This window comes from Streptosporangium nanhuense (genome assembly GCF_059358815.1).
Map to the genome: position 1 here is coordinate 627,201 of NZ_JCADBG010000001.1, position 24,195 is coordinate 651,395.

Annotated in this window: 23 protein-coding genes; 8 read left to right on the forward strand and 15 right to left on the reverse strand. The window is 70.6% G+C overall.

Annotated features, from left to right (window positions below; genetic code table 11):
• Positions 1-3 precede the first annotated feature (3 nt).
• Positions 4-363: a hypothetical protein gene (locus AC5L38_RS02610; RefSeq protein WP_495241109.1), complete on the forward strand. Its 360-nt coding sequence runs from the start codon at positions 4-6 to the stop codon at positions 361-363.
• 191 nt (positions 364-554) lie between these two features.
• Here the strand turns inward: AC5L38_RS02610 and AC5L38_RS02615 are convergent, their stop codons facing one another.
• Together AC5L38_RS02615 and AC5L38_RS02620 are read right to left on the reverse strand one after the other, a co-directional pair.
• Positions 555-1,127, reverse strand: coding sequence for an HD domain-containing protein (locus tag AC5L38_RS02615; RefSeq protein ID WP_495241110.1), 573 nt, complete (start codon positions 1,125-1,127; stop codon positions 555-557).
• Positions 1,128-1,224: 97 nt separating this feature from the next.
• Positions 1,225-2,592, reverse strand: a complete 1,368-nt coding sequence (locus tag AC5L38_RS02620) for an ATP-binding protein (protein ID WP_495241111.1) — start codon at positions 2,590-2,592, stop codon at positions 1,225-1,227.
• 2 nt (positions 2,593-2,594) lie between these two features.
• Here AC5L38_RS02620 and AC5L38_RS02625 point away from each other — a divergent pair, with 2 nt between their 5' ends.
• Together AC5L38_RS02625 and AC5L38_RS02630 are read left to right on the forward strand one after the other, a co-directional pair.
• Positions 2,595-3,551: a LysR family transcriptional regulator gene (locus AC5L38_RS02625; RefSeq protein ID WP_495241112.1), complete on the forward strand. Its 957-nt coding sequence runs from the start codon at positions 2,595-2,597 to the stop codon at positions 3,549-3,551.
• Between the two features lie 156 nt (positions 3,552-3,707).
• Entirely contained in the window at positions 3,708-4,358 is a 651-nt protein-coding gene (locus AC5L38_RS02630; RefSeq protein WP_495241113.1) for an MOSC domain-containing protein, read from the forward strand.
• Between the two features lie 91 nt (positions 4,359-4,449).
• Here AC5L38_RS02630 and AC5L38_RS02635 read toward each other — a convergent pair whose 3' ends face one another.
• Positions 4,450-4,884 (reverse strand): DUF5980 family protein, encoded by a 435-nt coding sequence (locus AC5L38_RS02635; RefSeq protein ID WP_495241114.1) that lies wholly within the window; start codon positions 4,882-4,884, stop codon positions 4,450-4,452.
• A gap of 502 nt (positions 4,885-5,386) precedes the next feature.
• Positions 5,387-6,568: an FAD-dependent monooxygenase gene (locus tag AC5L38_RS02640; RefSeq protein WP_495241115.1), complete on the reverse strand. Its 1,182-nt coding sequence runs from the start codon at positions 6,566-6,568 to the stop codon at positions 5,387-5,389.
• A gap of 91 nt (positions 6,569-6,659) precedes the next feature.
• On the opposite strand from AC5L38_RS02640, the gene AC5L38_RS02645 reads away from it, so the two are divergent.
• Entirely contained in the window at positions 6,660-7,169 is a 510-nt protein-coding gene (locus AC5L38_RS02645) for a MarR family winged helix-turn-helix transcriptional regulator (RefSeq protein ID WP_495241116.1), read from the forward strand.
• Positions 7,170-7,490: 321 nt separating this feature from the next.
• Here the strand turns inward: AC5L38_RS02645 and AC5L38_RS02650 are convergent, their stop codons facing one another.
• From AC5L38_RS02650 to AC5L38_RS02685, 8 genes are read right to left on the reverse strand one after another with little or no spacing between them, the layout of a single operon-like run.
• Positions 7,491-8,714, reverse strand: coding sequence for a vWA domain-containing protein (locus AC5L38_RS02650; RefSeq protein WP_495241117.1), 1,224 nt, complete (start codon positions 8,712-8,714; stop codon positions 7,491-7,493).
• A gap of 2 nt (positions 8,715-8,716) precedes the next feature.
• Positions 8,717-9,493 carry an SRPBCC family protein gene (locus AC5L38_RS02655; protein ID WP_495241118.1) on the reverse strand — a complete coding sequence of 259 codons (777 nt, stop codon included), beginning with the start codon at positions 9,491-9,493 and terminating at the stop codon, positions 8,717-8,719.
• 37 nt (positions 9,494-9,530) lie between these two features.
• Entirely contained in the window at positions 9,531-10,370 is an 840-nt protein-coding gene (locus AC5L38_RS02660; protein ID WP_495241538.1) for an AAA family ATPase, read from the reverse strand.
• Between the two features lie 47 nt (positions 10,371-10,417).
• Entirely contained in the window at positions 10,418-11,587 is a 1,170-nt protein-coding gene (locus AC5L38_RS02665; RefSeq protein ID WP_495241119.1) for an XdhC family protein, read from the reverse strand.
• 16 nt (positions 11,588-11,603) lie between these two features.
• A complete protein-coding gene (locus AC5L38_RS02670; protein WP_495241120.1) occupies positions 11,604-13,997 on the reverse strand; it encodes an aerobic carbon-monoxide dehydrogenase large subunit in 2,394 nt (797 codons plus the stop codon).
• Positions 13,994-14,512, reverse strand: coding sequence for a (2Fe-2S)-binding protein (locus tag AC5L38_RS02675; protein WP_495241121.1), 519 nt, complete (start codon positions 14,510-14,512; stop codon positions 13,994-13,996). The genes AC5L38_RS02670 and AC5L38_RS02675 overlap by 4 nt, the downstream gene beginning before the upstream one ends.
• A gap of 1 nt (position 14,513) precedes the next feature.
• Positions 14,514-14,669 carry a hypothetical protein gene (locus tag AC5L38_RS02680; RefSeq protein WP_495241122.1) on the reverse strand — a complete coding sequence of 52 codons (156 nt, stop codon included), beginning with the start codon at positions 14,667-14,669 and terminating at the stop codon, positions 14,514-14,516.
• Between the two features lies 1 nt (position 14,670).
• Positions 14,671-15,546, reverse strand: a complete 876-nt coding sequence (locus AC5L38_RS02685) for an FAD binding domain-containing protein (protein ID WP_495241123.1) — start codon at positions 15,544-15,546, stop codon at positions 14,671-14,673.
• Between the two features lie 411 nt (positions 15,547-15,957).
• On the opposite strand from AC5L38_RS02685, the gene arfA reads away from it, so the two are divergent.
• From arfA to AC5L38_RS02705, 4 genes are all read left to right on the forward strand, one after another.
• A complete protein-coding gene (arfA, locus tag AC5L38_RS02690; RefSeq protein WP_495241124.1) occupies positions 15,958-17,466 on the forward strand; it encodes an arabinosylfuranosidase ArfA in 1,509 nt (502 codons plus the stop codon).
• A gap of 159 nt (positions 17,467-17,625) precedes the next feature.
• Positions 17,626-18,987 carry an extracellular solute-binding protein gene (locus tag AC5L38_RS02695; RefSeq protein WP_495241125.1) on the forward strand — a complete coding sequence of 454 codons (1,362 nt, stop codon included), beginning with the start codon at positions 17,626-17,628 and terminating at the stop codon, positions 18,985-18,987.
• Positions 18,984-19,904: a carbohydrate ABC transporter permease gene (locus AC5L38_RS02700; RefSeq protein WP_495241126.1), complete on the forward strand. Its 921-nt coding sequence runs from the start codon at positions 18,984-18,986 to the stop codon at positions 19,902-19,904. Before AC5L38_RS02695 ends, AC5L38_RS02700 begins: the two co-directional genes overlap by 4 nt.
• A complete protein-coding gene (locus AC5L38_RS02705) occupies positions 19,901-20,734 on the forward strand; it encodes a carbohydrate ABC transporter permease (protein WP_495241127.1) in 834 nt (277 codons plus the stop codon). Before AC5L38_RS02700 ends, AC5L38_RS02705 begins: the two co-directional genes overlap by 4 nt.
• 54 nt (positions 20,735-20,788) lie before the next feature.
• Here AC5L38_RS02705 and AC5L38_RS02710 read toward each other — a convergent pair whose 3' ends face one another.
• The 3 genes from AC5L38_RS02710 to AC5L38_RS02720 all read right to left on the reverse strand — a co-directional run bounded on the left by AC5L38_RS02710 (position 20,789) and on the right by AC5L38_RS02720 (position 23,993).
• Positions 20,789-21,715, reverse strand: a complete 927-nt coding sequence (locus tag AC5L38_RS02710) for a carbohydrate ABC transporter permease (RefSeq protein WP_495241128.1) — start codon at positions 21,713-21,715, stop codon at positions 20,789-20,791.
• A 2-nt stretch (positions 21,716-21,717) separates the two neighbouring features.
• Positions 21,718-22,557 (reverse strand): carbohydrate ABC transporter permease, encoded by an 840-nt coding sequence (locus AC5L38_RS02715; RefSeq protein WP_495241129.1) that lies wholly within the window; start codon positions 22,555-22,557, stop codon positions 21,718-21,720.
• A gap of 83 nt (positions 22,558-22,640) precedes the next feature.
• Entirely contained in the window at positions 22,641-23,993 is a 1,353-nt protein-coding gene (locus AC5L38_RS02720) for an extracellular solute-binding protein (protein WP_495241130.1), read from the reverse strand.
• Positions 23,994-24,195 lie beyond the last annotated feature (202 nt).

The window sequence follows — 24,195 nt, forward strand, 5'->3', positions numbered from 1 at the left end:
GGCATGGAGTTCGACAAACCGCAGATCCGCTCGGCGGCGGCCGCGTTCGACCTCGAAAGGGAGAACCTGGCCGCGTTCGTCGCCGAGGCCACCGAGGACCTGAACGCCATCGGCGACTTCTGGGGCGGCACCAAGGAGGGCGTGACGTTCCTCAAGGGCCAGGGCGGGGCCGGCGGCTACGAGGCGGTCACCGGTCAGATCATCGCGGGAGTCAGGTTGTTCCTCGACGCGCACCACGAGATCGCCGAACGACTGCGCCTCATGACCGACAACGTCGAGGTGACCGACTGGAACACCGTGGCCGACGTCTTGTCGACGCTTCCCCCCGCCGATCCCGTCCAGCCGATCTGGGGTGCGGACTGACCGTGCGGCCGAAGCGCCGGTCGTGACGGATCCGGTGCCGGACACCGTCCTCACCAGGTGTCTGGAGCCGGGATCGACGTCACGGGAGGCGCCTGGCGGGCCGTCCGGCAGTGCCGCTCCCCGCCTGGCGGGTCGTCCGCCAGTGCCGCTCCCCGCGTGGCGGGCGGTCCGCCAGTGCCGCTCCCCGCGTGTCAGGTGCCCTGGTCCTCGCCGAAGAGGCGGGTCACCCACTCCAGCGAGCCCGTGCCGAGCGCCTCGTCCGCGAGGCGTCTGGCGGTGGGCGTCTTCAGCGCCGCGAGCGAGCTGTCGATCCACGGTTGCATGTTCAGGTGTCCCTGCTCGCGGTACTCGATGGCCTGGATCAGGCACTCCAGCTTGTCCGCGTCGCGGGCGCAGACGGCCTCCAGGCTGGCCTTCTCCTCGTACTCGCCGACCGCGCCGCTCACCATCTCCGCCACCGGGCCGGGGACTCCGCGTACCTGGTCGGCGGTGACGTCCTGGTTGGAGGCCGCGGTGAGGTAGCGCCTGGCGAGGTGGTGGATGTCGGTGATCCGGGTCTCCTGGGTGTCGTGGAACAGGCTCATGAACGCCGCCCGCTCCGGGTTCCCGCCCTCCAGCGCGGTGATCACGCTCGCGATGACCGCCGCCCGGAACGAGTGGTCGGCGACGCTCTCGGGGTCCCGTACGCCCGCGACCAGCCAGCCCGTGCGCTTGTACCGCTTGAGCAGCCCCATCTCGTACAGCAGGCCGGTCAGCCTCGACATCTCCTCCGCCACGGAAGTCCCCTCTCGCCCTCGGTGGATCATGCGCAGAGCGTAACGGGACCGCGGCGACACGGCGGCGATCGTGGACAGGGCGTTCTCAGCGCCGCCAGGCCGCCAGGAGGTCCTCCGGTGTCCAGGCCGCGGCCAGGGGAAGTCCCGGTTCGAACCCCGCCCTGGAGACCGCCACCTTCGGCGTGTCGGTGGTCACGCCGGGGACGGCGGCTGCGCCCTGGACCAGGGCGTCGTAGTCGTGGCGGTCGAAAGGCCGCGCGTCGAGCCACTTGATCGATCCGACGAAGTGGATCCGGCTCGCGACCGGCTCCCGGTCGGCGCCCACGAGGTCGATCTCGGGATTGTTCTGGCGATTCCACCACCCGCCCACGACCTCGGTGTCCGGCCACTCGTCGTCGGGAAGCATCCTGGTCAGGCAGTCACGCACGAGCGGCTCCACCGCGCGGCCCCGCCAGGTCGTCCACGAACGTTCGATCCGCCGCAGCGCCAGATCCGGCCGGCCTCGCTCGCTGTCGGCGACGGCCCGCCGCAGGAACGCGAGCCAGAACCGGAGGTAGTGGTCGGCCACCCGGTACCGCTTGTTCTTGGTGTCGGGCCGGTCGGAGAGGGGGAGGTCGGCCGCGACCACCCGTTTGGCGACCAGGTTCGTGAGGATCGGCGCCAGGGTGCCGGACGGCAACGGCGTCGCCCCTCCCACGTTGGCGGCGATCGCGCTGAAGGTGCGCTCTCCGGCCCCGATGGTCTCCAGCACGGCCCTGGCGTGAGTCGCCGACGGGAACTCTCCGAGCAGGGCCAACTCCCCGGAGGCGAGCAGGGCGGACAGCGGGCTGGCGAGGCTGTCGCGCAGAAAGTCGACCCTGGACAGGCCTCGTTCCCACGACCGGACCACTTCGGGGAAGCCTCCGGTGATGAGGAGCGCGTCCACGGCGTCGGCGGCGGGCAGCCCCGTCATGTCGGCGACGTCGTGAAGGTCGAGCGGCTTCAACGTCATGTGAGCGGCCCGGCCGAAGAACGGGCGGCCGTACTCCCGCAGGGACTCCATCACCGGCAGGTCGCTTCCGACCAGGATCAACAGGATCGGCCGGGTGGACAGGTATCTGTCCCAGATGGTCTGCAGAGCCCCCTCGAACTCCCCGTCCTGCTCGATCAACCAGGGGACCTCGTCGAGAACGACGATGCACGGGGTCTCGTCACCCGCGGCCAGCGCCAGCGACCGCAGCGCGTGGTTCCAGTCCTGGGGCACCGTCCCCTGGACGAGCTCGTCGGCCGTGAGCCCGGAGCAGGCGACGGCCTCGGCGAAGTCGCTCCGCTCCGCGGCGGGGCCGCGCCCCCTCGTCGCCTGGAAGACGATGTACGGCGAGCGGCAGGCCGAATCCGTCGATTCAGCTTTCCGGCCTTCATTCTTCTCAAAGCCATCACTATTGGCCGAGAGTTCCGTGCAGTAGCGTTCCACGCGTGACCCCGACCCAGCTGCGCGCGTTCGTCGCCGTGGTGCGGCTCGGTTCGGTCAAGGAGGCGGCGGCGGAGCTCGGCGTGTCGGAGGCCGCCGTCTCGTTGCACATCGGCCAGCTGCGCAAGGAGTTCGACGACAGGCTGTTCACGCGGACCGCGTCCGGGCTCGCCTTCACCCCCGGCGGCCTGCGGCTCGCGAGCCGTGCGGCGGAGATGCTCAGCCTGCAGGAGCGCACGATCGTCGAGGTGAGCCAGGCGAGCCGCGGCCGGCGGCTGCTGCGCGTCGCCGCGTCGAGCCTGTTCGCCGAGTACGCGGCACCCGGCCTGCTCGGGCTGTTCGCCGGCCGGGCCGCCGACCTCGACGTGGAGCTGAGCGTGCACGACCCCCGGCGGTTCGGCGCCCTGCTGCGCTCCCGGGCGGTGGACGTGGCGATCGGGCCCCGGACGGGGAACCCGGACGAGTCGCTGACGTGCCGGCCGTTCCTCAACTACCAGGTGATCGTCGTGTCCGGCCCGGACCACCCGCTCGCCAACCTCGACGCCGGCCCCCACCAGCTGCGTGAGGAGACGTGGCTGCTCGGCCCGTCGGCGGCGACGGACGTCGGCGTGATTCCCGCGCTCCTGCGCCGCATCAACGTCCCCGAGGAGCACCAGCAGATCTTCCAGAGCCACGCCGCGGCGCTGGAGGAGGTCAAGCGCGACAACGGCGTGGCGCCGACGGTCTCCTTCGCGGCGGCGCAGGACCTGGCCAACGGCCGTCTCGTCCGCGTCGCCGGGCGGACCCTCCGGCTCGACGGGGTGTGGGCCGCGTTGAGCCTGGCCGAACGGGACGCGTCGTCGGCGGCGGCCGAACTCGTCCGGTTCGTCACCAACCCGCGTGCCACCCAGGCCATGCTGCGCGGCCCGGGTGTCAACGTCGGCCGGTTCCGGCCCTCCGTGCACGTCACCCTCTGGAGCTAGCGGGCGGCGTCCCCTCCCGGTCCTGGAAGACGGTCCGGGCCCGCACGCGCTGCGGGGCGCGGACGGCCGTGCCGTGGCGATAGGAACGTGGCGGTAGGAACGTGGGACAGGAAAACGTGTCGCCCGGGGACGACGACGGAACGTACCGTCGCCGTTATGAAGCTGCTCTCCGTCAACATCGGCCGCCCCCGCCCCAACCCGTGGAAGGGGCTGCGCTCGACGGGCATCGACAAGCGGCCCGTCGACGGCCCGGTCGCCGTCACCGCCCCCGGCCCCAAGGGCACCGGCGCGGTCGGCCTCGCCGGTGACCGGGTCTACGACGTGAAGCACCACGGCGGCCCCGACCAGGCCGTCCTCGCCCATGCTCGCGAGGACCTCGACGACTGGGAGGCCGAGCTCGGCAGGCCGCTCGCGAACGGGGCCTTCGGGGAGAACCTCACGACCCTGGGGGTGGACGTCAACGGCGCCCTGATCGGTGAGCGCTGGCGGATCGGACCGGACGTCGTCCTGGAGGTGTCGTGCGCGCGTCTGCCGTGCGCGACGTTCGAGGGCTGGCTGGAGCGTGACGGCTGGATCAAGCGGTTCACGCGGGCCGCCCGGCCGGGCGCGTACCTCCGGGTGGTCGAACCCGGCGAGATCCGCGCCGCCGACCCGGTCGTGGTCGAGCACCGGCCCGGCCACGACGTGACCGTCGAGCTCTTCTTCCGGGCGATGACGCTGGAACCGGAGCTGTTGCCTCGGCTGCTGGCCGCCGACGCGCTGCCGGAGAGGGACAGGGAGCGGGCCCGCCGGCGCACCACCGCGTAGGTCCGGTTCCAGGGGATCATCCGCGCGAGCGGGGTGAGGGAGTCCGGCACCGGACGCCCTCACGACCGGGCGGCGCGTGCGGAAGGCGAGGCTAGTAGCAGCTCTGCTTCACGTCGATGGTGACGGGGACGGACTGGGTCTCCGCGTGGTCCGAGGCCGTCAGCAGCGGGGTGTACACCCCGACCGGGAGCGACGGGATCGATATCTGGACGAAGCCGTTCACCGTCGTCGCCCCGGTGTTCGGATCGGGATGGTTGGAGCCGGGGGGAATCGATGTGCCGCCCGCGCTGGTCATGCCGGGGGGCAGGTCCCGCAGTGCGATCTGGACGGTCGTCGACCAGCTTCCGACGACCGGGGCCAGGAAGTACGTGCCGGGGTGGCCGCCGTTCGACGCGACGCAGATCCGCTGGCCGGAAGCGCGCAGTTCCCACGTCGCCGCCGAGGCCGGTGCGGTGCCGGACAGGGCGAGCGCCAGCCCGGCCGTCGCGCCGAGTGCCGGCCTGGCGGCACGGTGGATCCTTTTCACGGTTGCCTCCTTGGTGCCTGTGCTTCGGACGCTTACATCGTCAATTATTGACAGTTAAAGGATCTATAACAAGTTTCTGCTCGATTTCGAAACTTTCTTTCCGGAGATCGGCGGCCCGGTTACCCGGGCCACATCCGTCGAGGCGCCAGGGCCTGTGCGAAGTTCGGAGATCCGGTTGATGCAACGTGCGGCCGTGTCGCGCTGCTCGCAGAGCTCGGAGTCATGGTTGATCGGGCGGCCGCCGAGAGAGCCGCGTCTCTTGCGGCCGGCCGCCTGGTCGGCCTTGTCGGGGCCCCCTGGAGTCTCCTCCCCGTTCCGGGGGAAGATCGCGGGGTCCAGGGTTGGCATCTTCGCGAACATGCGCACGACCGCTTCCTGCCGCTCGTAGGCTCCCGCGGCGGCGCGTCTGCGCCCAGCAGGCGCTCGGCATGGGGGACCAGACGGTTCCTCGCCCGTTCGCTCATCGTCCGCATCGCGAACACCATCGGATGGGCGTGCCCGTTCAGGTCGTGACCTTGTTGTCGAAGTCGATGCGGTGGTCGTACAGCCAGCTGAGGGCTTGCGGGCCACCGAGCCGCTTCATGAGCACGGGGAACATCGCGTCGCGGATCACCCGGCCCGGTCCGGTGGCGGCCTTGCTCCGGTTGACCTGCTGGGCACCGGCGTGCACTTTGCGCAGGCGTCCCTCGCGAAGCCGCTGGTAGGCCGCGAAAGCATCGGCCACCGGCAGGTCGCGCAGGCAGCGGGCGAGCTCGACGGCGTCCTCCATGGCCATCGCGGCCCCTTGTCCCGAGCTGGGAGAGGTGACGTGGGCGGCGTCACCGATCAGTACGGTCCGGCCCCGGTACCAGGTTCTCGGCGCTTTCATCCGGTGGGACACGAACCAGTCGTACCCGGCCGGCGTGGCCTGGACGATCCGAGCGGCGGGCGAGGTGTCGGCCGAGAGGAGTTCCCGCAGCCGGTGGTGCCACTGTCCGGCGGGGATCGCCGCCAGTTCGGCGGGGGAGGGTTCTTGACCGGCGGGGATGTTGACGAACCACCAGACGCGGCCGTCCTGGTGTCGCGCGTAGCCGAAGAACGCTCGTTTGCCGAACACCATGTGGAAGGTGCCGGGCTCGCCCTCCAGGTCGAGTTCCGCGAATCCGTTGGTGCCGAAGATGCCGCAGTAGCGGGGGCGGGGGGCGTCGGGGGCCACGAATCGCCTGGTCGTCGAACGCATGCCGTCGGCGCCGATGAGCACGTCGCCGACCGCTTCGCCGCCGTCGGCGAAGCGTGCGACGACGTGCTGTCCGCGGTGGCCGACCTCGACGAGGCGTCTGCCGTACTCGGTACGCACACCCTTGAATGTGACGTGATCGTGCAGCACGGCGTACAGGTCGGTGCGCAGGATCTGGACGGCCGTCGTGCCGTCCGACAGGGGGGTCGGGACGTCCTCACCCAGTCGTCGGCCGTCGCCGAGCCACATGACGCCTCGCGGACAGGGGAATCCGGCGTCGGCGACGGCGCGGTGGACGTCCAGGATTCGCAGCGCCGCCAGCCCGTTGGTGGACAGTCCCATCGAGGCGCCCACGCCGTGCGCGCTGAGGGGGTGGGCCTCATAGATGGTCGAGTCGATGCCGGCCTTCCGCAGCGCCAGGGCCGCCACCGGCCCGGCGACTCCGCCGCCGATGATCAGAGCTTTCATTGGTCTACCCTTCACGGTGAGTCGACAACTTGAAGAAGTAGCATCTTCAAGATGATTACTTCTTCAAGAAGCTACTTTGCCGAGGAGTGAGATGTCAAAGGGACGAGGAGAACTGGAGGCCGCCGTCGTCGCGCTGATCCCGCAGTTCGTCAGCGCGACGACGCTGTTTCAGAACGCCGTGGCCGACCAGCTCGGCGTGCCGGTCAACGACCTGCACTGTCTGAACCTGGTGGGCTCGGGCCAGGCCGTGACCCCCACGCAGATCGCGGAGCGCATGGGCATGACCACCGGCGCCGTCACGAAGATGCTCGACCGGATGCAGGAACAGCGGCTGATCCGGCGCGAGCACGACCCCGGTGACCGCCGACGCGTGATCATCAGCCAGTTGCCCGACCGTCTCGCCGAGCTCGGCGAGCTCTACCGGCCGATGGCCGTCTTCCTGCAGCAGCGCCTGACGGCCTGCACCACCGACCAACTCCGGTTCCTCGCCGATTTCACCGGCGCGGCCCGAGACGTCGCCCTCGACCAGTCCGCCCTGCTGCGCAGTACCGGAAAAGCGCACGCCACGCGCAAGTCCGCCGCCGGCAGGAACGGGCCCTGAGCGGCGGCCCCCGAGTACGCCGGTCGGCACCACCGCACGCGCGGACGGTCTTTCACCGCGCCCTGTGCGGATCGCCGCCGGGGCCCGCCGCAGCGCCGGCGACAACGGGCGGTTTCGCGCTGCCCTGGCCCGGGGTCACGATCCGCCCGCCCATCGGCCAACCGCGAGAAACGCCGCGTCAACCGGATCAAGGAGTGGCGCGGACCGGCCTTCCGCTTCGACAAGACCCCCGAAAGCCACCTCGCCGGCCTGCGTCCACGCGGAGCCATCTTGCGGATCCGAAGCCTCCAACCCCCTGAAGATCCGAAGTTCGTACAGGCGCTAGCGGACGCGCGGGATCTCGGCGATCACACGTCGCAGGGAGCGGAAGGTGTCCGCCGGTAGCAGCCGGTCGCAGTACGGGAGAGCGGCGGCCATCGCGGCGACGCGCGGTTCGAAGTCCGGGGCGGACGCTCGCGGGTTCATCCAGATCACGCGGTGCGCGCGCCGTCGCAGGCGTGCCATCGCGGCCGCCAGGGCCTCCGGCGGGTCGCTGTCCCAGCCGTCCGAACCGATGATCACGATGGCGCCCCGGAGCGTTCCTCCGTGGTGGGAGGAGAGCAGCGCCCGTACGTTGGTCGCTATCCGCGTCCCGCCGAACCGGTCGGCGACCTTGTCCGTGGCCTGCTCGACGGCGACGGCCGCCGACCTGTGGGCCAGGACCGTGGTCAGCCGGGTCAGCGACGTCGCGAAGGCGAACACCTCCGCGTCGGCGGCCAGCGCCAGGGCGCGCATCAGGTGGAAGTAGGCCGGTGCCTGCGCCTGCATGGACTGGCTGACGTCACAGAGCATGACGACGCGCCGCGGTTTGTCGACCGCCCGCTCGCGCACCAGGTGAAGCGGCTCCCAGCCGGTCCGGCGAGAGCGCCGCACGGTGGCCCGCACCGCGACGCGGTGGCCCCGCGGATCCGCCGCGAGCCGACGGCTCCTCCTGGTGGGCCAGTCGGCCACGGCCGAACGCAGCCAGGTGCCGAGCAGATCCATCTCCCGGGCGTCGAGCTGCTCGAACGGCACCTCCGCCAGCCCGGAGACGTCGTTCGGCAGGCGGTCGGGCACGGCCAGCGGGCTGTCCGACGCCTCGGCGTCGGCGACCACCGGGGGGAGCGTCGCCCAGGGCAGCGCGTTCCCGTTCCGCCGGTCCGCGGAGTTCGCGGAGTTCGCGGGCAGGGAGGCTAAGGCGTCGTCGTCCCGGCCGGTGGTGGCGGTCCGGGGCCGGCGGCGCGCGTGCGGATCGAGCGCCGGTGCCATGTCGCCGAACACCGCCGCGAACACCGCGTCGAACACGTCGATCTCCGAGTGCCGCCGTACCAGGGTGATGCGGGCGGTCCAGTACAGCGTCGGCAGCGAGACCGGAGGGGACACCGCCAGCGCGCGGACGAAGTCCTCGACGGCGGTGAGGCCGACCGGCACGCCACGCCGCCGGAGCCGGGCCGCGAGCGCGACGGCGAACGCCGCGCGGTCGACACCCGGCAACAGCGCCGGCGGGACGGAGTGGTCGCCGGGCACCCCTACGAGACGACGAGGTAGACGGCGATGGCGACCGCGAGGATCAGGACGACGACGACCGGAAGCGCGCGCTTGTAGACGGACCCGCCGGCGATGCTCATCACGTCCAGCGGTTCGGCGTCGACCTTTTCCCGTGATGTCGCGACGGTTTCCTGCGGTGCCGCGACGGTTTCCCGTGGTGCCGCGACGACCCCGTTCGTTTCCGGGAGTACCGTGCCCGCCTGTGCCGCCGTACTTGAGGGGGGCGTGCTTGAGGGGGGCGTGCTTGAGGGGGCCGCGCCGGCCCTCTCCGTTTCCGGGAGTGGCGCACCGGCTTCGCCCGTATCCCGGGGAACCTCGCCGGCGAGCTTTCCCTCGAGGCAGTCCACGAACCGGCCGAGCAGCTTCCCGGAGATCTCCTTGATCATTCCATTGCCGAACTGGGCGATCTTGCCGGAGATCCTCAGGTCCGTGCCGACGGTGACGACGGTACGCGTGCCGTCGGCCCGCAGCCGCGCGGTGACGAGCGCCGAGGCGTTGCCCGCCCCCCGCGAGTCACGGCCCCGGGCGTCGATGACGGCGCGATGGTCCGCGTCGTCCTTCTCGACGAACCTGGCCGTGCCGGCGTACTCGGAGACGACGGGGCCGACCTTGATCCTCACCTTGCCGGAGTAGACGTCGCCGTCCACGCCGGTCAGCTGGGCGCCCGGCATGCAGGGGGCGATGCCCTCGAGATCGGTGAGCACCGCCCACGCCTGGTCGATCGGAACGCTGACGGTGAACTCGTTGTCAATCCTCATGGGCTCTCCCTGTGCTGTCGGATCCCCGAGCCGTCGGTCAGGTGGTCGCACCGGGGGCGTGGCCCACCTGGTCGAGCGCGCCGGTGATCGCGTCGCGGTCGTCCGGTGTCTTCGCGATGGTGCTCAGCGTCCGGACGACGTCCTCCCGGACCAGCTCGGTCGCGCCGAGCGCGGACAGCGCGGATACCCAGTCGATCGTCTCCGCCATGCCGGGCGCCTTGTCGAGGTCGAACCGGCGTACGCGGCCGACGAACTCGGTGGCCGAGCGGATCAGCGTCTCGTTGGCGGCGGGCACCGAACGGCGCAGGATCTCCGCGACCCGTTCGGGCGAGGGGAAGTCGATCCAGTGGTACAGGCAGCGCCGCCGGAGCGCGTCGTGCAGGTCCCTGCTGCGGTTGGAGGTCAGGACGACGATCGGCGGGCGCTTCGCCGTGAACGTGCCGAGCTCCGGGATCGTGATGGAGGACTCGCCGAGGAACTCGAACAGCAGGGCCTCGAACTCGTCGTCGGCGCGGTCGATCTCGTCGATCAGCAGCACCGGAGGCACCGGCCCGCTGTGCCGGACGGCCCGCAGGATGGGGCGCTCCTGCAGGAACTCCTCGCCGAACAGGTCGGCGTCGGTCAGGTCGTCCCGCCGCGACTCGGCGAGCCGGATGGCGAGCAGCTGCCGCTGGTAGTTCCACTCGTAGAGCGCCTCGCCCGCCGTCAGCCCCTCGTAGCACTGCAGCCGGATCAGGGGCGTGACCAGGGCGCGGGCCAGGGCCTTGGCCGCGGTGGTCTTGCCGACGCCGGGTTCGCCCTCCAGCAGCAGGGGCCGGCCGAGGGCCAGCGCGAAGAACAGCGCCGAGGCGGTGCCCTCGTCGACCAGGTAGTCCATCTCGTCCAGGCGTCGCCGGACCTCGGCGGCGTCGGCGAAGACCGAGTTCACGACGTGGCCTCGGCGCCGGTACGCGGTGGCCGCCCTCTCTCCGCGTGACGCCGGCGGCATCCCGGGCAGCAGAACCACACGTCGTCGCCGTCGACGGTCAGGTGAGGCGTGTCGGGGGAGACGGTCACGGTCATGCCGCAGACCGGGTCGACGGCCCGCACACCCGGACCCGCCTCGGGCCCGTCGCCCGGCGGGTCGGAAGCGGCGAACTCGCCCGGACCGGAAAGGATGGGGCCGTTGTCCGGCGGGCCGGGGGCGGGCCCGCTGTCCGGTGAGGAGGAGGCGGTGGGCCCGCCGCCGGGCGGGGCGGAGGTCGCGGACAGGCCGGAGGCCGCGGGCGCCAGTCCCCGGGTGCGGATCGCGGCGATGATCTCCGCCAGGATCGACAGGGCGATCTCGTGCGCGGTGCGGGCCCCGATCCGGAGCCCGGCCGGCGAACGGACCCGCCGGCGTTCGGCCTCGGTCAGGCCCATCTCCGCCAGCACCGCCGTACCGCGCCGGTGGCTGGCGACCAGGCCGACGTACCCGACCCCGGCGTCCAGCGCGGCGCGGATCGCGGGGATCTCGTCGCGTCCGTGGCTGCACACCACGACCGCGGTGGCACCCACCGGCCCCTGACCGCCCACCGGCCCTTGACCGCTCACCGGCCCTTGACCAGCCACCGGTCCTTGACCGCTCACCGGCCCCTGACCACCCACCAGGCCATGACCGCCCTTCGTCCCCTGACCGTCCGCTGCCCGTCGTACGGCGAGGTCCAGTGGCGCGGCCAGCTCGGCCAGCGCCTCGGCGATCGGCGAGCGGCCGACGATCCAGAGCACCGGCGGCGGGAGCAGCGGCCGCAGGAAGATCTCCAGCGCGCCGCCGGACAGGCAGGGGTTCACCACGACCCGGGCGCCGGGGGACTCGGGGAAGTCCAGCTCGCCCTCCGGCAGCACGCGCAGCAGCACGGACCGGCCGTCCTGGAGCGCGCCGAGCGCCGCCGTGCGCACGGAGCTCTCGGCGCACTGACCGCCGACGAAGCCCTCGATGGAGCCGTCGGGCAGGACGATCGCGTCGTCACCGGCGCTGACCGCCGTCGGGAAATGGGCGCGAACCACGACCGCGTGGACGAACGGGACGCGGTCGGCGACCAGTTCCCTCATTCGCGTCGAGATGCCGGAAAGCATGAACGCTCCGATTCGGTCAGATCGGCGGCTGGGGCACGCCGCGCATGGCGTCCCACACCCGCGAGGGGGTGAGCGGCATGTCGGCGTGGCGGACGCCGAACGGCTTGAGCGCGTCGACGACCGCGTTGACGATCGCCGGCGGCGAACCGACCGTCGCCGACTCGCCGACACCCTTGGCACCGATCGGATGGTGCGGCGAGGGGGTCACGGTGAACCCCGTCTCCCAGTCGGGGACCTCCAGCGAGGTCGGCAGGAGGTAGTCCATGAGCGACCCGCCCAGGCAGTTGCCGTCCTCGTCGAAGGCGATCATCTCCATCAGGGCCATGCCGACGCCGTCGGTGAGACCGCCGTGCACCTGGCCTTCGATGATCATCGGGTTGATCCGGGTGCCGCAGTCGTCCACCGCGATGAACCGCCGTACCTTGACCTCGGCGGTGCCCGGGTCGATGTCGACGACGCAGATGTAGGCGCCGTGCGGGTAGGTCAGGTTCTCGGGGTTGTAGCAGATCTGCGCCTCCAGCCCGCCCTCGACGCCCTCGGGCAGGTCGCCCGCGCCGTGCGCCCGCATCGCGATGTCCTGGATCGTGACGGACTTCGACGGGTCGCCCTTGACGTGGAAGGACCCCTTCCGCCATTCCAGGTCGGCGACGGAGACCTCCAGCATCCCCGAGGCGATGAGGCGCGCCTTGTCGCGCACCTTGCGCGCCACCAGGGCCGCCGCCGCGCCGGACACCGGGGTGGACCGGCTGCCGTAGGTGCCGAGGCCGAACGGCGTCTGGTCGGTGTCGCCGTGGACGACGTCGATGTCGGCGGGCGGGATGCCGATCTCCTCGGCGACGATCTGCGCGAAGGTGGTCTCGTGCCCCTGCCCCTGGCTCTGCACCGACAGGCGCACGACGGCCTTGCCGGTCGGGTGGACGCGCAGCTCGCACCCGTCGGCCATGCCCAGGCCCAGGATGTCCATGTCCTTGCGCGGGCCCGCGCCGACCGCCTCGGTGAAGAAGGAGACGCCGATGCCCATCAGCTCGCCGCGGGCACGCCTCTCGGCCTGCTCGGCGCGCAGCTCGTCGTACCCGGCGATCTCCATGGCCTTGCGCATGGTCGGCTCGTAGTCGCCCGAGTCGTAGACCCAGCCGGTCTTGGTCCGGTACGGGAACTGCTCGGGCTGGATGAAGTTCTTGACGCGCAGCTCGACCGGGTCCATCCCGAGCTCGTACGCCAGGCAGTCGACCAGGCGCTCGATGAGGTACACGGCCTCGGTGATCCGGAACGAGCAGGCGTAGGCGACGCCGCCCGGCGCCTTGTTCGTGTGGACGGCCGTCATCTTGCAGTAGGCCGCCTGCAGGTCGTAACTGCCGGTGAACACGCCGAAGAAGCCGGCCGGGTACTTCACCGGCGCCGCGACGCCGTTGAAGGCGCCGTGGTCGGCGAGCACGTTGGTGCGGACGGCCAGGATCCTCCCGTCCCCGGTCGCCGCGATCTCGCCGCGCATGATGTAGTCGCGGGCGAAGCCGGTGCTGATGAGGTTCTCCGAGCGGTCCTCCACCCACTTCACCGGCTTGCCGGTGACGATCGACCCCACGATGGAGCAGACGTAGCCGGGGTAGATCGGGACCTTGCCGCCGAAGCCGCCGCCGATGTCCGGCGCGATGATCCGGATCTTGTGCTCGGGCAGACCGGCGACGATGGCGTACAGCGTGCGGTGGGCGTGCGGCGCCTGGGTGGTGGACCACAGGGTCAGCCTGCCGTCGATCCGGTCGTAGTCGGCGACGGATCCGCAGGTCTCCATCGGTGCGGGGTGCACGCGGGGGTACACGATGTCCTGGGTGACGGCGACGTCGGCCGCCGCGAACACCGCCTCGGTCTCCGCCTCGTCGCCGGTCTCCCAGTCGAAGACGTGGTTGTTCTCCTTGCCGTCCAGGTCGTCGCGGATCACGGGCGCGCCGGGGTCGAGGGCCCTGCGGACGTCGACGACCGGTTCGAGGACGTCGTACTCGACGTCGATCAGCTCCAGGGCGTCGCGGGCCGCGTAGCGGTCCTCCGCCACGACGAACGCGACCTCCTGCCCCTGGAAGCGGACCTTGTCCGTCGCCAGCACGGCCTGCACGTCGCCGGAGAGGGTCGGCATCCAGGCCAGTCCCAGCTCGGCCAGGGCGGCTCCGGTGACGACGGCCTTGACCTTCGGGTGCGCCTCGGCCGCGCTGGTGTCGATGCTCACGATCCGGGCGTGCGCGACGGGGGAGCGGAGGATCGCCAGGTGCAGCATGCCCGGCAGCCGCACGTCGTCGCAGAACCGGCCCCTGCCCCGGATGAACCGCGGGTCCTCCTTGCGGAGCATCCGTCCGTGGCCGACCGGCTTCTGGTCGTTGTCCTCGAACTCGGCGGACGGCCGCTGGTCGACGGTGGTCATGACGAGGTCCCCGTGGTGACGGTGTCCGAGGAGCCGGCCCCGTCGGCTCGTGAACCCGCTTCGTGGGCGGCGGCCCACCGCACGGAGCGGACGATGGTCGCGTAGCCGGTGCACCGGCAGATCTGGCCGGAGATCGCCTCGCGGATCTCCCGCTCCGAGGGGTCGGGGTTGCGGTCGAGCAGGGCCCGCGCGGTCATCATCATGCCGGGCGTGCAGAACCCGCACTGCAGGCCGTGACACTCCATGAACCCCCGCTGCACCGGGTCGAGCTCGCCGTCCCGCTCAAGGTCCTCCACCGTGCGCACCTCGTGGCCGCCGGCCGAGGCGGCGAGCACGGTGCACGACTTGACGGGCTCGCCGTCGAGCCACACCACGCAGGTGCCGCAGTTGCTCGTGTCGCAGCCCCAGTGGGTGCCCGTCAGCCCGAGGTGGTCACGCAGGAAGTGGACCAGGAGCAGGCGGCCCTCGATCTCCCTGGTGACCTCCTCACCGTTGACGATCATGGAAACCTGCACGTCAGATCCTCTCGCCGTTGACGGTCATCGCAACCCGCACGTCAGATCCCCTCGTCGCGCCGGCCGGCGCGACCCCCATGTCGAAGCCCCTGGTCGCGGTGGTCATCGCGCCCCGCGTGTCGAAGTCCCTCGTCGCGCCGGTCGGCGCGATCCGCACGTCAGAGCCCCTCGTCGATCCGGGCGACGGACCGGCGCAGGGCCCGTCTGGTGAGCTCCCTGGCGAGGTGGCGCTTGTAGCCGGCGCTGCCGCGCATGTCGGTGACCGGGTCGCAGCTCTCCGCGGCGAGGGCGCCGGCCCGCTCGTAGAGGTCCTCGGACGGCCGCCTGCCGCGCAGCGCCTCGGAGACCGCGGGCAGCCCCGTCGTGTTCGGGCCCACCGCGGCGAGGCCGACCCGGGCGTCGGCGATCACCTCGCCGTCCAGCCACACGGCCGCGCCCGCGGACACGATCGCCCAGTCGCCCGCGCGGCGCTCGACCTTCTCGTAGGCGCTGGCCCCGTTCGGCCGGACCGGGACGCGGATCTCGACCAGCATCTCGCCGTCCCCGACCGCCGTCTCGTACGGGCCGCGGTGGAACTCCTCCATCGTCACGACCCGCTCGCCGGTCCGGTTGCGGATCACGCAGCTCGCCCCGAGGGTGGTGCACACGGCGGACAGGTCCTCCGACGGGTCGGCCTGGCACAGCGAGCCGCCCAGGGTGCCGCGGTTGCGGACGACGGGGTCGGCGATGACCCGTTCGGCGTCGCGGAAGATGGGGAAAGCCCCGGCGAGCGCGTCCGACTCCAGCAGCTCGCGGTGGCGGGTCATCGCGCCGATGCGCACCTGGGAGGGTTCCGTCCGGATGTAGCCCAGCTCGCCGTGCAGGTCGTTGATGTCGATCAGGTACTCCGGGTTGGCCAGCCGGAGCTTCATCATCGGGAGCAGGCTGTGGCCGCCCGCGAGGAGACGGGCCGAGCTCCCCAGCCGCTCCAGCAGCCCGAGAGCATGGTCGACACTGGTGGCACGCTCGTATTCCAGCGGGGCCGGGACCTGCATGCGAAACCCCTTTGTCCGGTGCTCGGCAGCCCAGTGGAACCCCGGCCGGTGACACTGTCAACAGCCACCTAAGCAATCCCTTAATCAGCCGGAAACACTCGCCCGCGCCGGGAGACGGGGGGTTCCGGTCACGTCGCGTATCCGGGGCCGAAGGAGCCGGTCGAGGCTCAGCCGGGGCTCGCGCGGATGAAAGCAACAGGTCGTACGTCACATGCGATGAGCAGGGAATCCGCCACCGTTATCGTTTCGTGATTTGACTCACCCCATGGGAGCGTTAACACTCACCCCAAGTAACGGTTGGCTTTTAGGGTTGTTAACGCTAACAATTGGAGTCGCTTAATTCCCCGGTAATCCACGAGCCTGGCGACCTCGCACCGGAAGCCCGCGCGGGTCGCACATGAGGAGACCTTCGTGCTGTCCGCGCACCTCACGCTCGACCCCGCGTTCACGGTGGCCCCCGTCCACCGGCGCACCTTCGGGACATTCGTCGAACACCTCGGCCGGTGCGTCTACACCGGCCTCTACGAACCCGGCCACCCCACCGCGGACGAGGAGGGCTTCCGCCGCGACGTGCTGGAGCTCACCCGCGAGCTGGGCGTCACCACGGCCCGCTACCCCGGCGGGAACTTCGTGTCCGGATACCGCTGGGAGGACGGCGTCGGCCCCCGCGACGGGCGGCCCCGGCGGCTCGACCTGGCCTGGCACAGCACGGAGACCAACGAGTTCGGCCTGAACGAGTTCGTCGCCTGGACGCGCGAGGCCGGGGTGGAGCCGATGATGGCCGTCAACCTCGGCACCCGGGGCATCGCCGAGGCGCTGGACCTGCTGGAGTACTGCAACATCGAGTCCGGGACCCACCTGTCGGACCTGCGGATCGCCCACGGCGCCAAGAGACCGCACGGCGTGCGGATGTGGTGCCTGGGCAACGAGATGGACGGCCCGTGGCAGATCGGCCACATGACCGCCCGCGAGTACGGGCGGCTCGCCGCCGGGACCGCCCGCGCGATGCGCATGATCGACCCGGGCCTGGAGCTCGTGGCCTGCGGGAGCTCCGGTTCGAGCATGCCGACCTTCGGCGCGTGGGAGGCCACCGTGCTGGAGGAGACCTACGACCTGGTGGACTTCGTCTCCTGCCACGCCTACTACGAGGAGCACGACGGCGACCTGACGAGCTTCCTCGCCTCGGCGGCGGACATGGACCACTTCATCGACGCGGTGGTGGCGACGGCCGACAGCGTGGGCGCCCGCCTCAGGAGCAAGAAGAAGATCAACATCTCGTTCGACGAGTGGAACGTCTGGTACCTGTCCCGCTTCCAGGGCGCCGAACCGCCGCGCGACTGGCCGGTGGCGCCGCCGCTGCTCGAGGACCACTACCACCTGGCCGACGCGGTGACCTTCGGCGGGCTGCTGATCTCGCTGCTGCGGCACAGCGACAGGGTGACGTCCGCCTGCCTGGCCCAGCTGGTCAACGTCATCGCCCCCATCATGACCGAGCCGGGCGGCAGGGCCTGGAGGCAGACCACCTTCCACCCCTTCGCCCAGGCCTCCCGGTACGCGAGGGGCCGGGTGCTGCGGGTCGAGCCCGACTCGCCCACGCACGAGACCGCGAGGTTCGGGGAGGTCACCGCCCTCGACGCCGTCGCCACCCACGACGAGGAGAGCGGCGCCACCACGCTGTTCGCCGTCAACCGCTCGACCGACCGGCCACTCACCCTCACCGCCGACCTGCGCGCCCTCGGCCCGGTGGGGCTCGCCGGGGCCACGGTGCTGTCCGGTCCCGACCCCTACGCCCGCAACACCGCCGACGCCCCGGACACGGTGGCCCCCCGTACGAACACCGAGGCCCGCCTCGACGGCGGGACCCTGGAAGTCACGCTGCCGGCCGTCTCGTGGAACGTGATCCGTCTCATCCGCCCGTAGACCCGTCCGGCCCCGCTCTCCGAAGACACCGCAGATCCGTTCGGCCCCGCTCCCCGCAGACACTCGCAGACTCCCGCAGCCCCGTCCGGCCCCACTCTTCGCAGACACTCGCAGACTCCCGCAGAGCCCGCAGACACCTGGAGACACCTGGAGGCAGCAGTGGACGACATTCCAGCGACCCCACCCCGCACTCCGCCGACCCCGTCCCGGATCACCCGCAGGAACCTGCTCGGCGGCGCCCTCGCCCTCGGGTTCCTCGGCTCCGGATGCTCCCTCCCCGTGGACCTGGGCTCCTCCCGGACCCGCATCAGGTACTGGCACTTCCTCGGCGCGAGCGACGGGGTCATCATGAACAAGATGGTCGGGGCGTTCGGCAAGGAGAACCCCGGCCTGTTCGTCGAGGAGAACGTCCTGCAGTGGGGCGAGCCCTACTACACCAAGGTCGCGATGGCGGGAGCCGGCGGACGTTCCCCCGATCTCGCGACCTTCCACCTCGCCCGGCTGCCCGGCATCGGCCCCGGCCTGATCCTGGACCCGATCAACCTCGACCTGCTCGCCGAGAACGGCCTGCGGCCCGAGGACTTCAGCCCTCCCATCTGGGAGCGCGCCCACATCGACGGGGTCCTGTACGCGGTGCCGTTCGACGCCCACCCCATGGTCCAGTACTACAACACCGACGTCTGCGGCCGTGCCGGACTGCTCGGCGGCGACGGCAAGCTGCTGCCGACCAAGGGCCCCGACCAGCTGCTGGAGGCACTGCGCAAGGCCAAGGAGGCCCTCGGCGGCAAGCCCCCGCTGACCTTCGACGCGCTCGGCCTCGGGACGGTGGGGCCGTGGCGGGTGTGGTGGTCGCTGTACCCCCAGAGCGGCGGCACCCTCCTGTCGGACGACGGCACCCAGATCACGATCGACGACGCCAAGGCGCTGGAGGCGCTCTCCTTCATGCGCACGCTGGGCGCGGAGGGACTGTGCGACCCCACCACCGACTACGGGGCGTCGGTCGCCGCCTTCCAGAACGGCGGCGCGGCCTTCCTGTGGAACGGCGACTGGGAGATCACGACCTTCAAACAGGCGAAGACGCCGTTCAACATGGTGCGTTTCCCCTCGGTCTTCGGCGGCGCCTCGGCCCAGGCCGACTGCCACGTCTTCGTCGTGCCCCACCAGCGCGACCGGGATCCGCGGATCGAGCGGGAGACCTACCGGTTCATCGCCTACCTGGTCAAGAACAGCGCCGACTGGGCGGTGGCCGGTCACGTGCCCGCCTACCTCCCCGCGCTGGAGGAGCCGGAGTACCTGGCGTTGAGCCCGCAGTCGGAGTACCGCTCGGTCATCACCGAGGTGGCGCTCGACCCGCAGGTGTGGTTCACCGGGTCGGCGTCGAGGCTGTGGATCGAGTTCGGTGAGGCGTTCTCCCCGGTGATCGCCGGAACCCGCACGCCCGAGGAGGGCCTGGCCCTGGCCAAGGCCGCCCTGCGCGGGCTCATGGAGGCCCCCAACCCCTTCCCGGAGGAGCCCCGATGACGACCACCGTCGCAGCCCCCGCCACCACCTCGCCGGTCGCGAGGACCGGGGCGGGACGCCGCTGGACCCAGCACGGGCTGCTGTTCGTCGCCCCCTTCCTCGTGATCTACGTGGCCTTCCTGGTCTGGCCGTTGCTGCTGGGCCTGAAGATGAGCCTGACCAGCGTCAACATCGCCGGGACCAACGCGGGGTTCGTCGGCTTCGCGAACTACGCCGAGGCGTTCGCCGACCCCAGGATGTGGCGCTCCCTGTGGAACACCGTGCTGTTCACCGTGCTGAGCACCGTGCCCCTGGTCGTCCTCGGTCTGGTGTTCGCCCTGCTGGTGCACAACCTGCGCTTCATGCGCTGGCTGTGGCGGCTGTCGTTCTTCGCGCCGTTCCTGCTGCCCTCCGCCGTGGTCTCGCTGCTCTGGCTGCAGATGATCTACCAGCCCGGCTTCGGCCTGCTGAACGGGACGTTCGGGACCGACATCCTCTGGCTGGGCGATCCGGACCTGGCGATGTGGTCGGTCGTGATGACCACCGTCTGGTGGACGGTCGGCTTCAACTTCCTGCTCTATCTGGCCGCGCTGCAGAGCATCCCCGAGCAGCTCTACGAGGCCGCCTCGATCGACGGCGCCTCGGCCTGGGACAAGCTGCGCTCGATCACGCTGCCGCTGCTCCGCCGTACCACCGGCCTCGTCGTGGTGCTGCAGCTGCTGGCCTCGCTGAAGGTCTTCGACCAGATCTATCTGATGACCGGCGGGGGCCCGGAGAACTCCACCCGGCCGATCATCGAGTACGCCTACGACATCGGCTTCACGGGGTACCGCGTCGGCTACGCCTCGGCCGTCTCCTACATCCTCTTCATCCTGATCGTCGCCGTGTCCCTGGTGCAGCTGCGGCTGTTCCGCAAGCGCGAGGAGTCCCTCCGATGACCAAGAGGTTCAGCCCTGGCCAGCTGGTCCTGCTGGCCGTCACCGGGGTGCTCGCCGTGATCTGGCTCGCGCCCCTCGCCTGGGCCGTCGCCACCTCGCTCAAGCCCGAGGCCGACACCAACAAGATCCCGCTGAGCTGGGTCGGCAGCGAGGTCACCCTCGACGCCTACAGCCTGGTCCTGGGCACCGGCGGCATCGTCAAGTGGGCGATCAACTCCACCGTCACCGCGGTCGTCGTGACGTTTTTGACCGTGCTGCTCTCGGCGATGGCGGCGTACGGCTTCGCGCGCACTCAGTTCCGGGGGCAGCGGGTGCTGCTCGCCGTGATCCTCGCGGGGATCATGGTCCCCCCGCAGGTGCTGATCGCCCCGCTGTTCGCCGAGATGGTCGCGCTGGGGCTGGTCGACACCTGGTGGGGCATCATCCTGCCGCAGGTCGCCGCGCCCGTCATCGTGTACATCCTCTACAAGTTCTTCCAGGCCGTGCCGCCGGAGCTGGAACAGGCCGCGTTCGTCGACGGGGCCGGGCGCTGGCGGGTGTTCTTCACCATCGTGCTCCCGCTCTCGCGCCCGGTGCTCGCCGCGGTGGCGATCTTCACGTTCATCACGACCTGGAACAACTTCCTGTGGCCGTTCCTGGTCTCCACCGACCCGAACACGATGACCCTGCCGGTGGGACTGGCCAACGTGGTGCAGGGCACCTTCGGCGTGCGCTACGCGCAGATCATGGCCTCGGTGGTCCTGGCCGGCCTGCCGCTGCTCGTCGTCTTCGTGCTCTTCCAGCGCCAGATCATCCGCGGCGTCGCCCACACCGGCCTGGCCGGGCAGTGACGGACCCCGCCGCCCGGCGAGCCGCGACACGGCAAGCCGGGCGGCGGGGCGCGCTCACTTGCTGAAACCGGCCGTCAGGCCGCTGAGCAGCTGGCGGCGGCCGACGACGTACAGGACGAGGATGGGCAGCGTGGTGAGCACGACCGAGGCGAGCACGGCCGGGACGTTCACGCTGTACTGCCCCTGGAAGGTCCACAGCGCGAGCGGCAGCGTGCGCTTGTCGGGGCTCTGGGTGAGGATCAGCGGCAGCAGGAACCCGTTCCAGATCGTCAGCGCGTTGTAGATCGTCACCGTCACCACGGCCGGCATGGTGAGCGGCAGGGCCAGGCGCCAGAGCGTCGCCAGCTCGCCCGCGCCGTCCAGCCGCATCGACTCGAACAGCTCCTTGGGCACGTCACGGATGAAGTTGGTCAGGACCAGCACCGACAGCGGGATCGCGAAGGCGATCGACGGGAGGATGAGCCCCGTCAGCGAGTCGTACAGACGCAGCCGGATGATGATCAGGTAGACGGGGATGATGGTCGCCTGCAGCGGGATGGCCAGGCCCATGAGGAAGAGCGCGTTCACCCCGCGCAGGAAGCGGAAGGCGGTGCTGCCCCGGACGATCGCGTACGCCGCCATGAACGCGACCGCGACCGACGGGATGACCGCGCCGACGGTGACGATGAGGCTGTTGAGGAAGTACAGCGGGAAGTCGGACTCGACGACCATCCGGTAGTTGTCGAGCGTCGGTTCGGTGGGCGGCGCGAGCGGGTTGGTGGCGTAGTAGCTGCTCTGCGCCTTGAAGCTGGTGATGACGATCCAGTAGACCGGCACGATCACGATCACCAGCCACAGCCAGCCCACGCTCCCGCCCAGCCAGTTGGGGCGTTCGCCGAGCGAGCGCCGCTCGCCGTAGGCGGGGGGGCGCCGCCGGTGCCGTCGCGGTGGCGACCCGACGGTCTCGGTCCGCTTGATGCCCGTCGTGCGGGTCGCGCTCATGGTCAGACCCCTTCCATCTGGCTGGCGTTGGCGTCGCGGCCGCCGAGCCGGCGCAGGAGCAGGGCGAGGGCGAGACCCACCAGGACGAGGATGACGGCGATGGCGCTGGCCGGTCCCATGAGGCTGGCCTGGAACCCGCGCTTGTACATGTCCAGCGCGAGCACCCGGGTGGCGTCACCGGGACCGCCCGCGGTGAGCACGAAGATCAGGTCGAAGAAGGTCAGCGACCCGACGACCATGAGGGTGGAGGACGTGATGATCGTGTACTTGAGCTGCGGCAGCGTGATGCTGAAGAACTTGCGGACGCGGCCCGCGCCGTCTATCTCGGCGGCCTCGTACATGGAGTGCGGGATCTGCCGCACGCCGCCCTGGTAGATCAGCGAGTGGAAGGGGACGAACTGCCACGACACCACGAAGATCACGGTGCCGAAGGCGAGGACCGGCTCGCCGAGCCAGTCCTGCACGAGCAGGTCGATGCCCAGCCCGGCGCCGAGCCCGAAGTTGGGGTCGAGCAGCGCCTTGTAGGCGATCGCGATGGCGGCCTGGCTGAGCAGCAGCGGGATGAAGTACAGCACCGCCAGCAGCGAGCGGTAGCGCTGCCGCCCGGCCAGGAACACCCCGATCAGGATGCTGATCGGGGTCTGGACCGCCCAGGAGACGACCATCACCAGCAGCGTTATCCACAGCGCGTGCAGGAGGCCCGGGTCGGCGAGCACGGCCCGCCAGCTGGTGAACCCGGACATCTGGATCTCGCCGAGTCCGTCCCAGGACGTGAAGCTGAGGAACAGGACCCCGACCAGCGGAACGACCCCGAAGACGACGAAGATCACCAGGGCCGGCACGGCCAGCCAGGGCAGAAGGCGGCTGTACGCCCTCTGCCCGGCGGCCGGCCGCCTCCCTGTCCGGGCTGGGGTGGCGAGCGCGCTCAACTGCCGATGACCGCGTTCATGTTGGACACGAACTGCTCCGGCGTGATCGACAGCTGGAACAGCTTGGAGATGTTGTCCAGCAGCACCTCGGCGGCGGTGGGGCTGAGCGCCTGGTCCCACGACTGGGCGAAGGACTTGGCGTTGCTGGCGATGCCGTAGACGAACTTCAGGAAGTCCTCGTCCTTGGCGCCGGCGAACGCGCTCTCGGCGCCGTTGACGATCGGCACCGAGCCGATGCCCGCCCACTCCTTGACGTCCTCGTCGTTGAGCACGGCGGTCGCGAAGAACTTCTTCGCGATCTCCTTCTGCTCGGGGGTCGCCTTGGAGGAGATCGACAGGTACTGGCCGGGGTTGCCGACGGTGTTGCCGGGGTCGCCCTTGCCGCCCTCGACCGGCGGGAAGTTCATGTAGCCGAGGTGGCCGCCGGAGACGAAGTCGCCGCCGTCGGTCGACATGCTGCCGTACGTCCAGCCGCCGTGCAGCATCATCGCGGCCTTGCCGGTGTAGAGCAGCGCCTGGTCGGCGTTGGAGTCGGCGGTGATCGAGGAGAAGCCCTTGATGAACCCGTTCGCCTTGACGAGCTCCTGCAGCTTGGTCAGGGCCTCGATGGCGGCGGGGTGGGACCAGGCGTCCTTCTTGGCGTCGAACACGGCCTGGAACACCTCGGGGCCGCCGATGCGGTCGAAGAGGAACTCCAGCCACATCATGTTCGTCCAGCGGGACTGGCCGCCGAGCGAGAACGGGGCGATGCCGGCCTCGTTGAACTTGGGGACCAGGGCCATGATGTCGCCCCACGTCTTCGGCGGCTCCACGCCGACCTGCTCGAAAACCTTCTTGTTGTAGAACAGGACGATGGGCTGCATGTTCTCGGCGGGCATCGCGTAGATCTTGCCGTCGATCGTGGCCGCCCCGAAGGAGGAGGCGAACAGCCGGTCCTTTATGGCGGGGTTCTGCTCGAACCACGGAGTCAGGTCGTCCACCTGCCCCGCCTGCACGTACGTGCGCAGCGTCCCGCCGCCCCAGCCCCAGATGATGGTGGGCGCCTGGCCCGCCCCGATCGCTGTCTTGATCTTCGTCTTGTAGGCGTCGTTCTGCAGGGCCGTGAACTCGATCTGCCCGTTGGGGTTGGCCTTGTTGAAGCGCTCCACGGCCCTGGTGCGCACGCCCTCCTGCGGCTGGACCGACAGGAACCAGTAGCTGGCCTTGGTCGCGGCGTTCCCGCCGCTCCCGCTGCTCGCGCCGCCCGCCGGGACGGGGCCGGACGTGCCGCAGGCCGCCAGCGCGGCGCTGAGGGGGATGCCCATCGAGAGGGTGAGGAAGGTGCGGCGGGATGGTGTCGTTGACTCCACGCTGATCTCCGTATGTCGAATGCCGGGGGCGGGGCTGAGCGGGACTTCAGGTGAAACATCGGTGGTGGTGGCCGTCGGTCGTGGATCGGCACCTTCGCTGCCAGGCGTCCGTCCCCCCGAGCCCAGCATGTCGAAACATTTCCGAAACAGGCCGCGTGGCACGTCAATTTAGATTTCCACTACCTGCCTGTCAAGGGGTGAT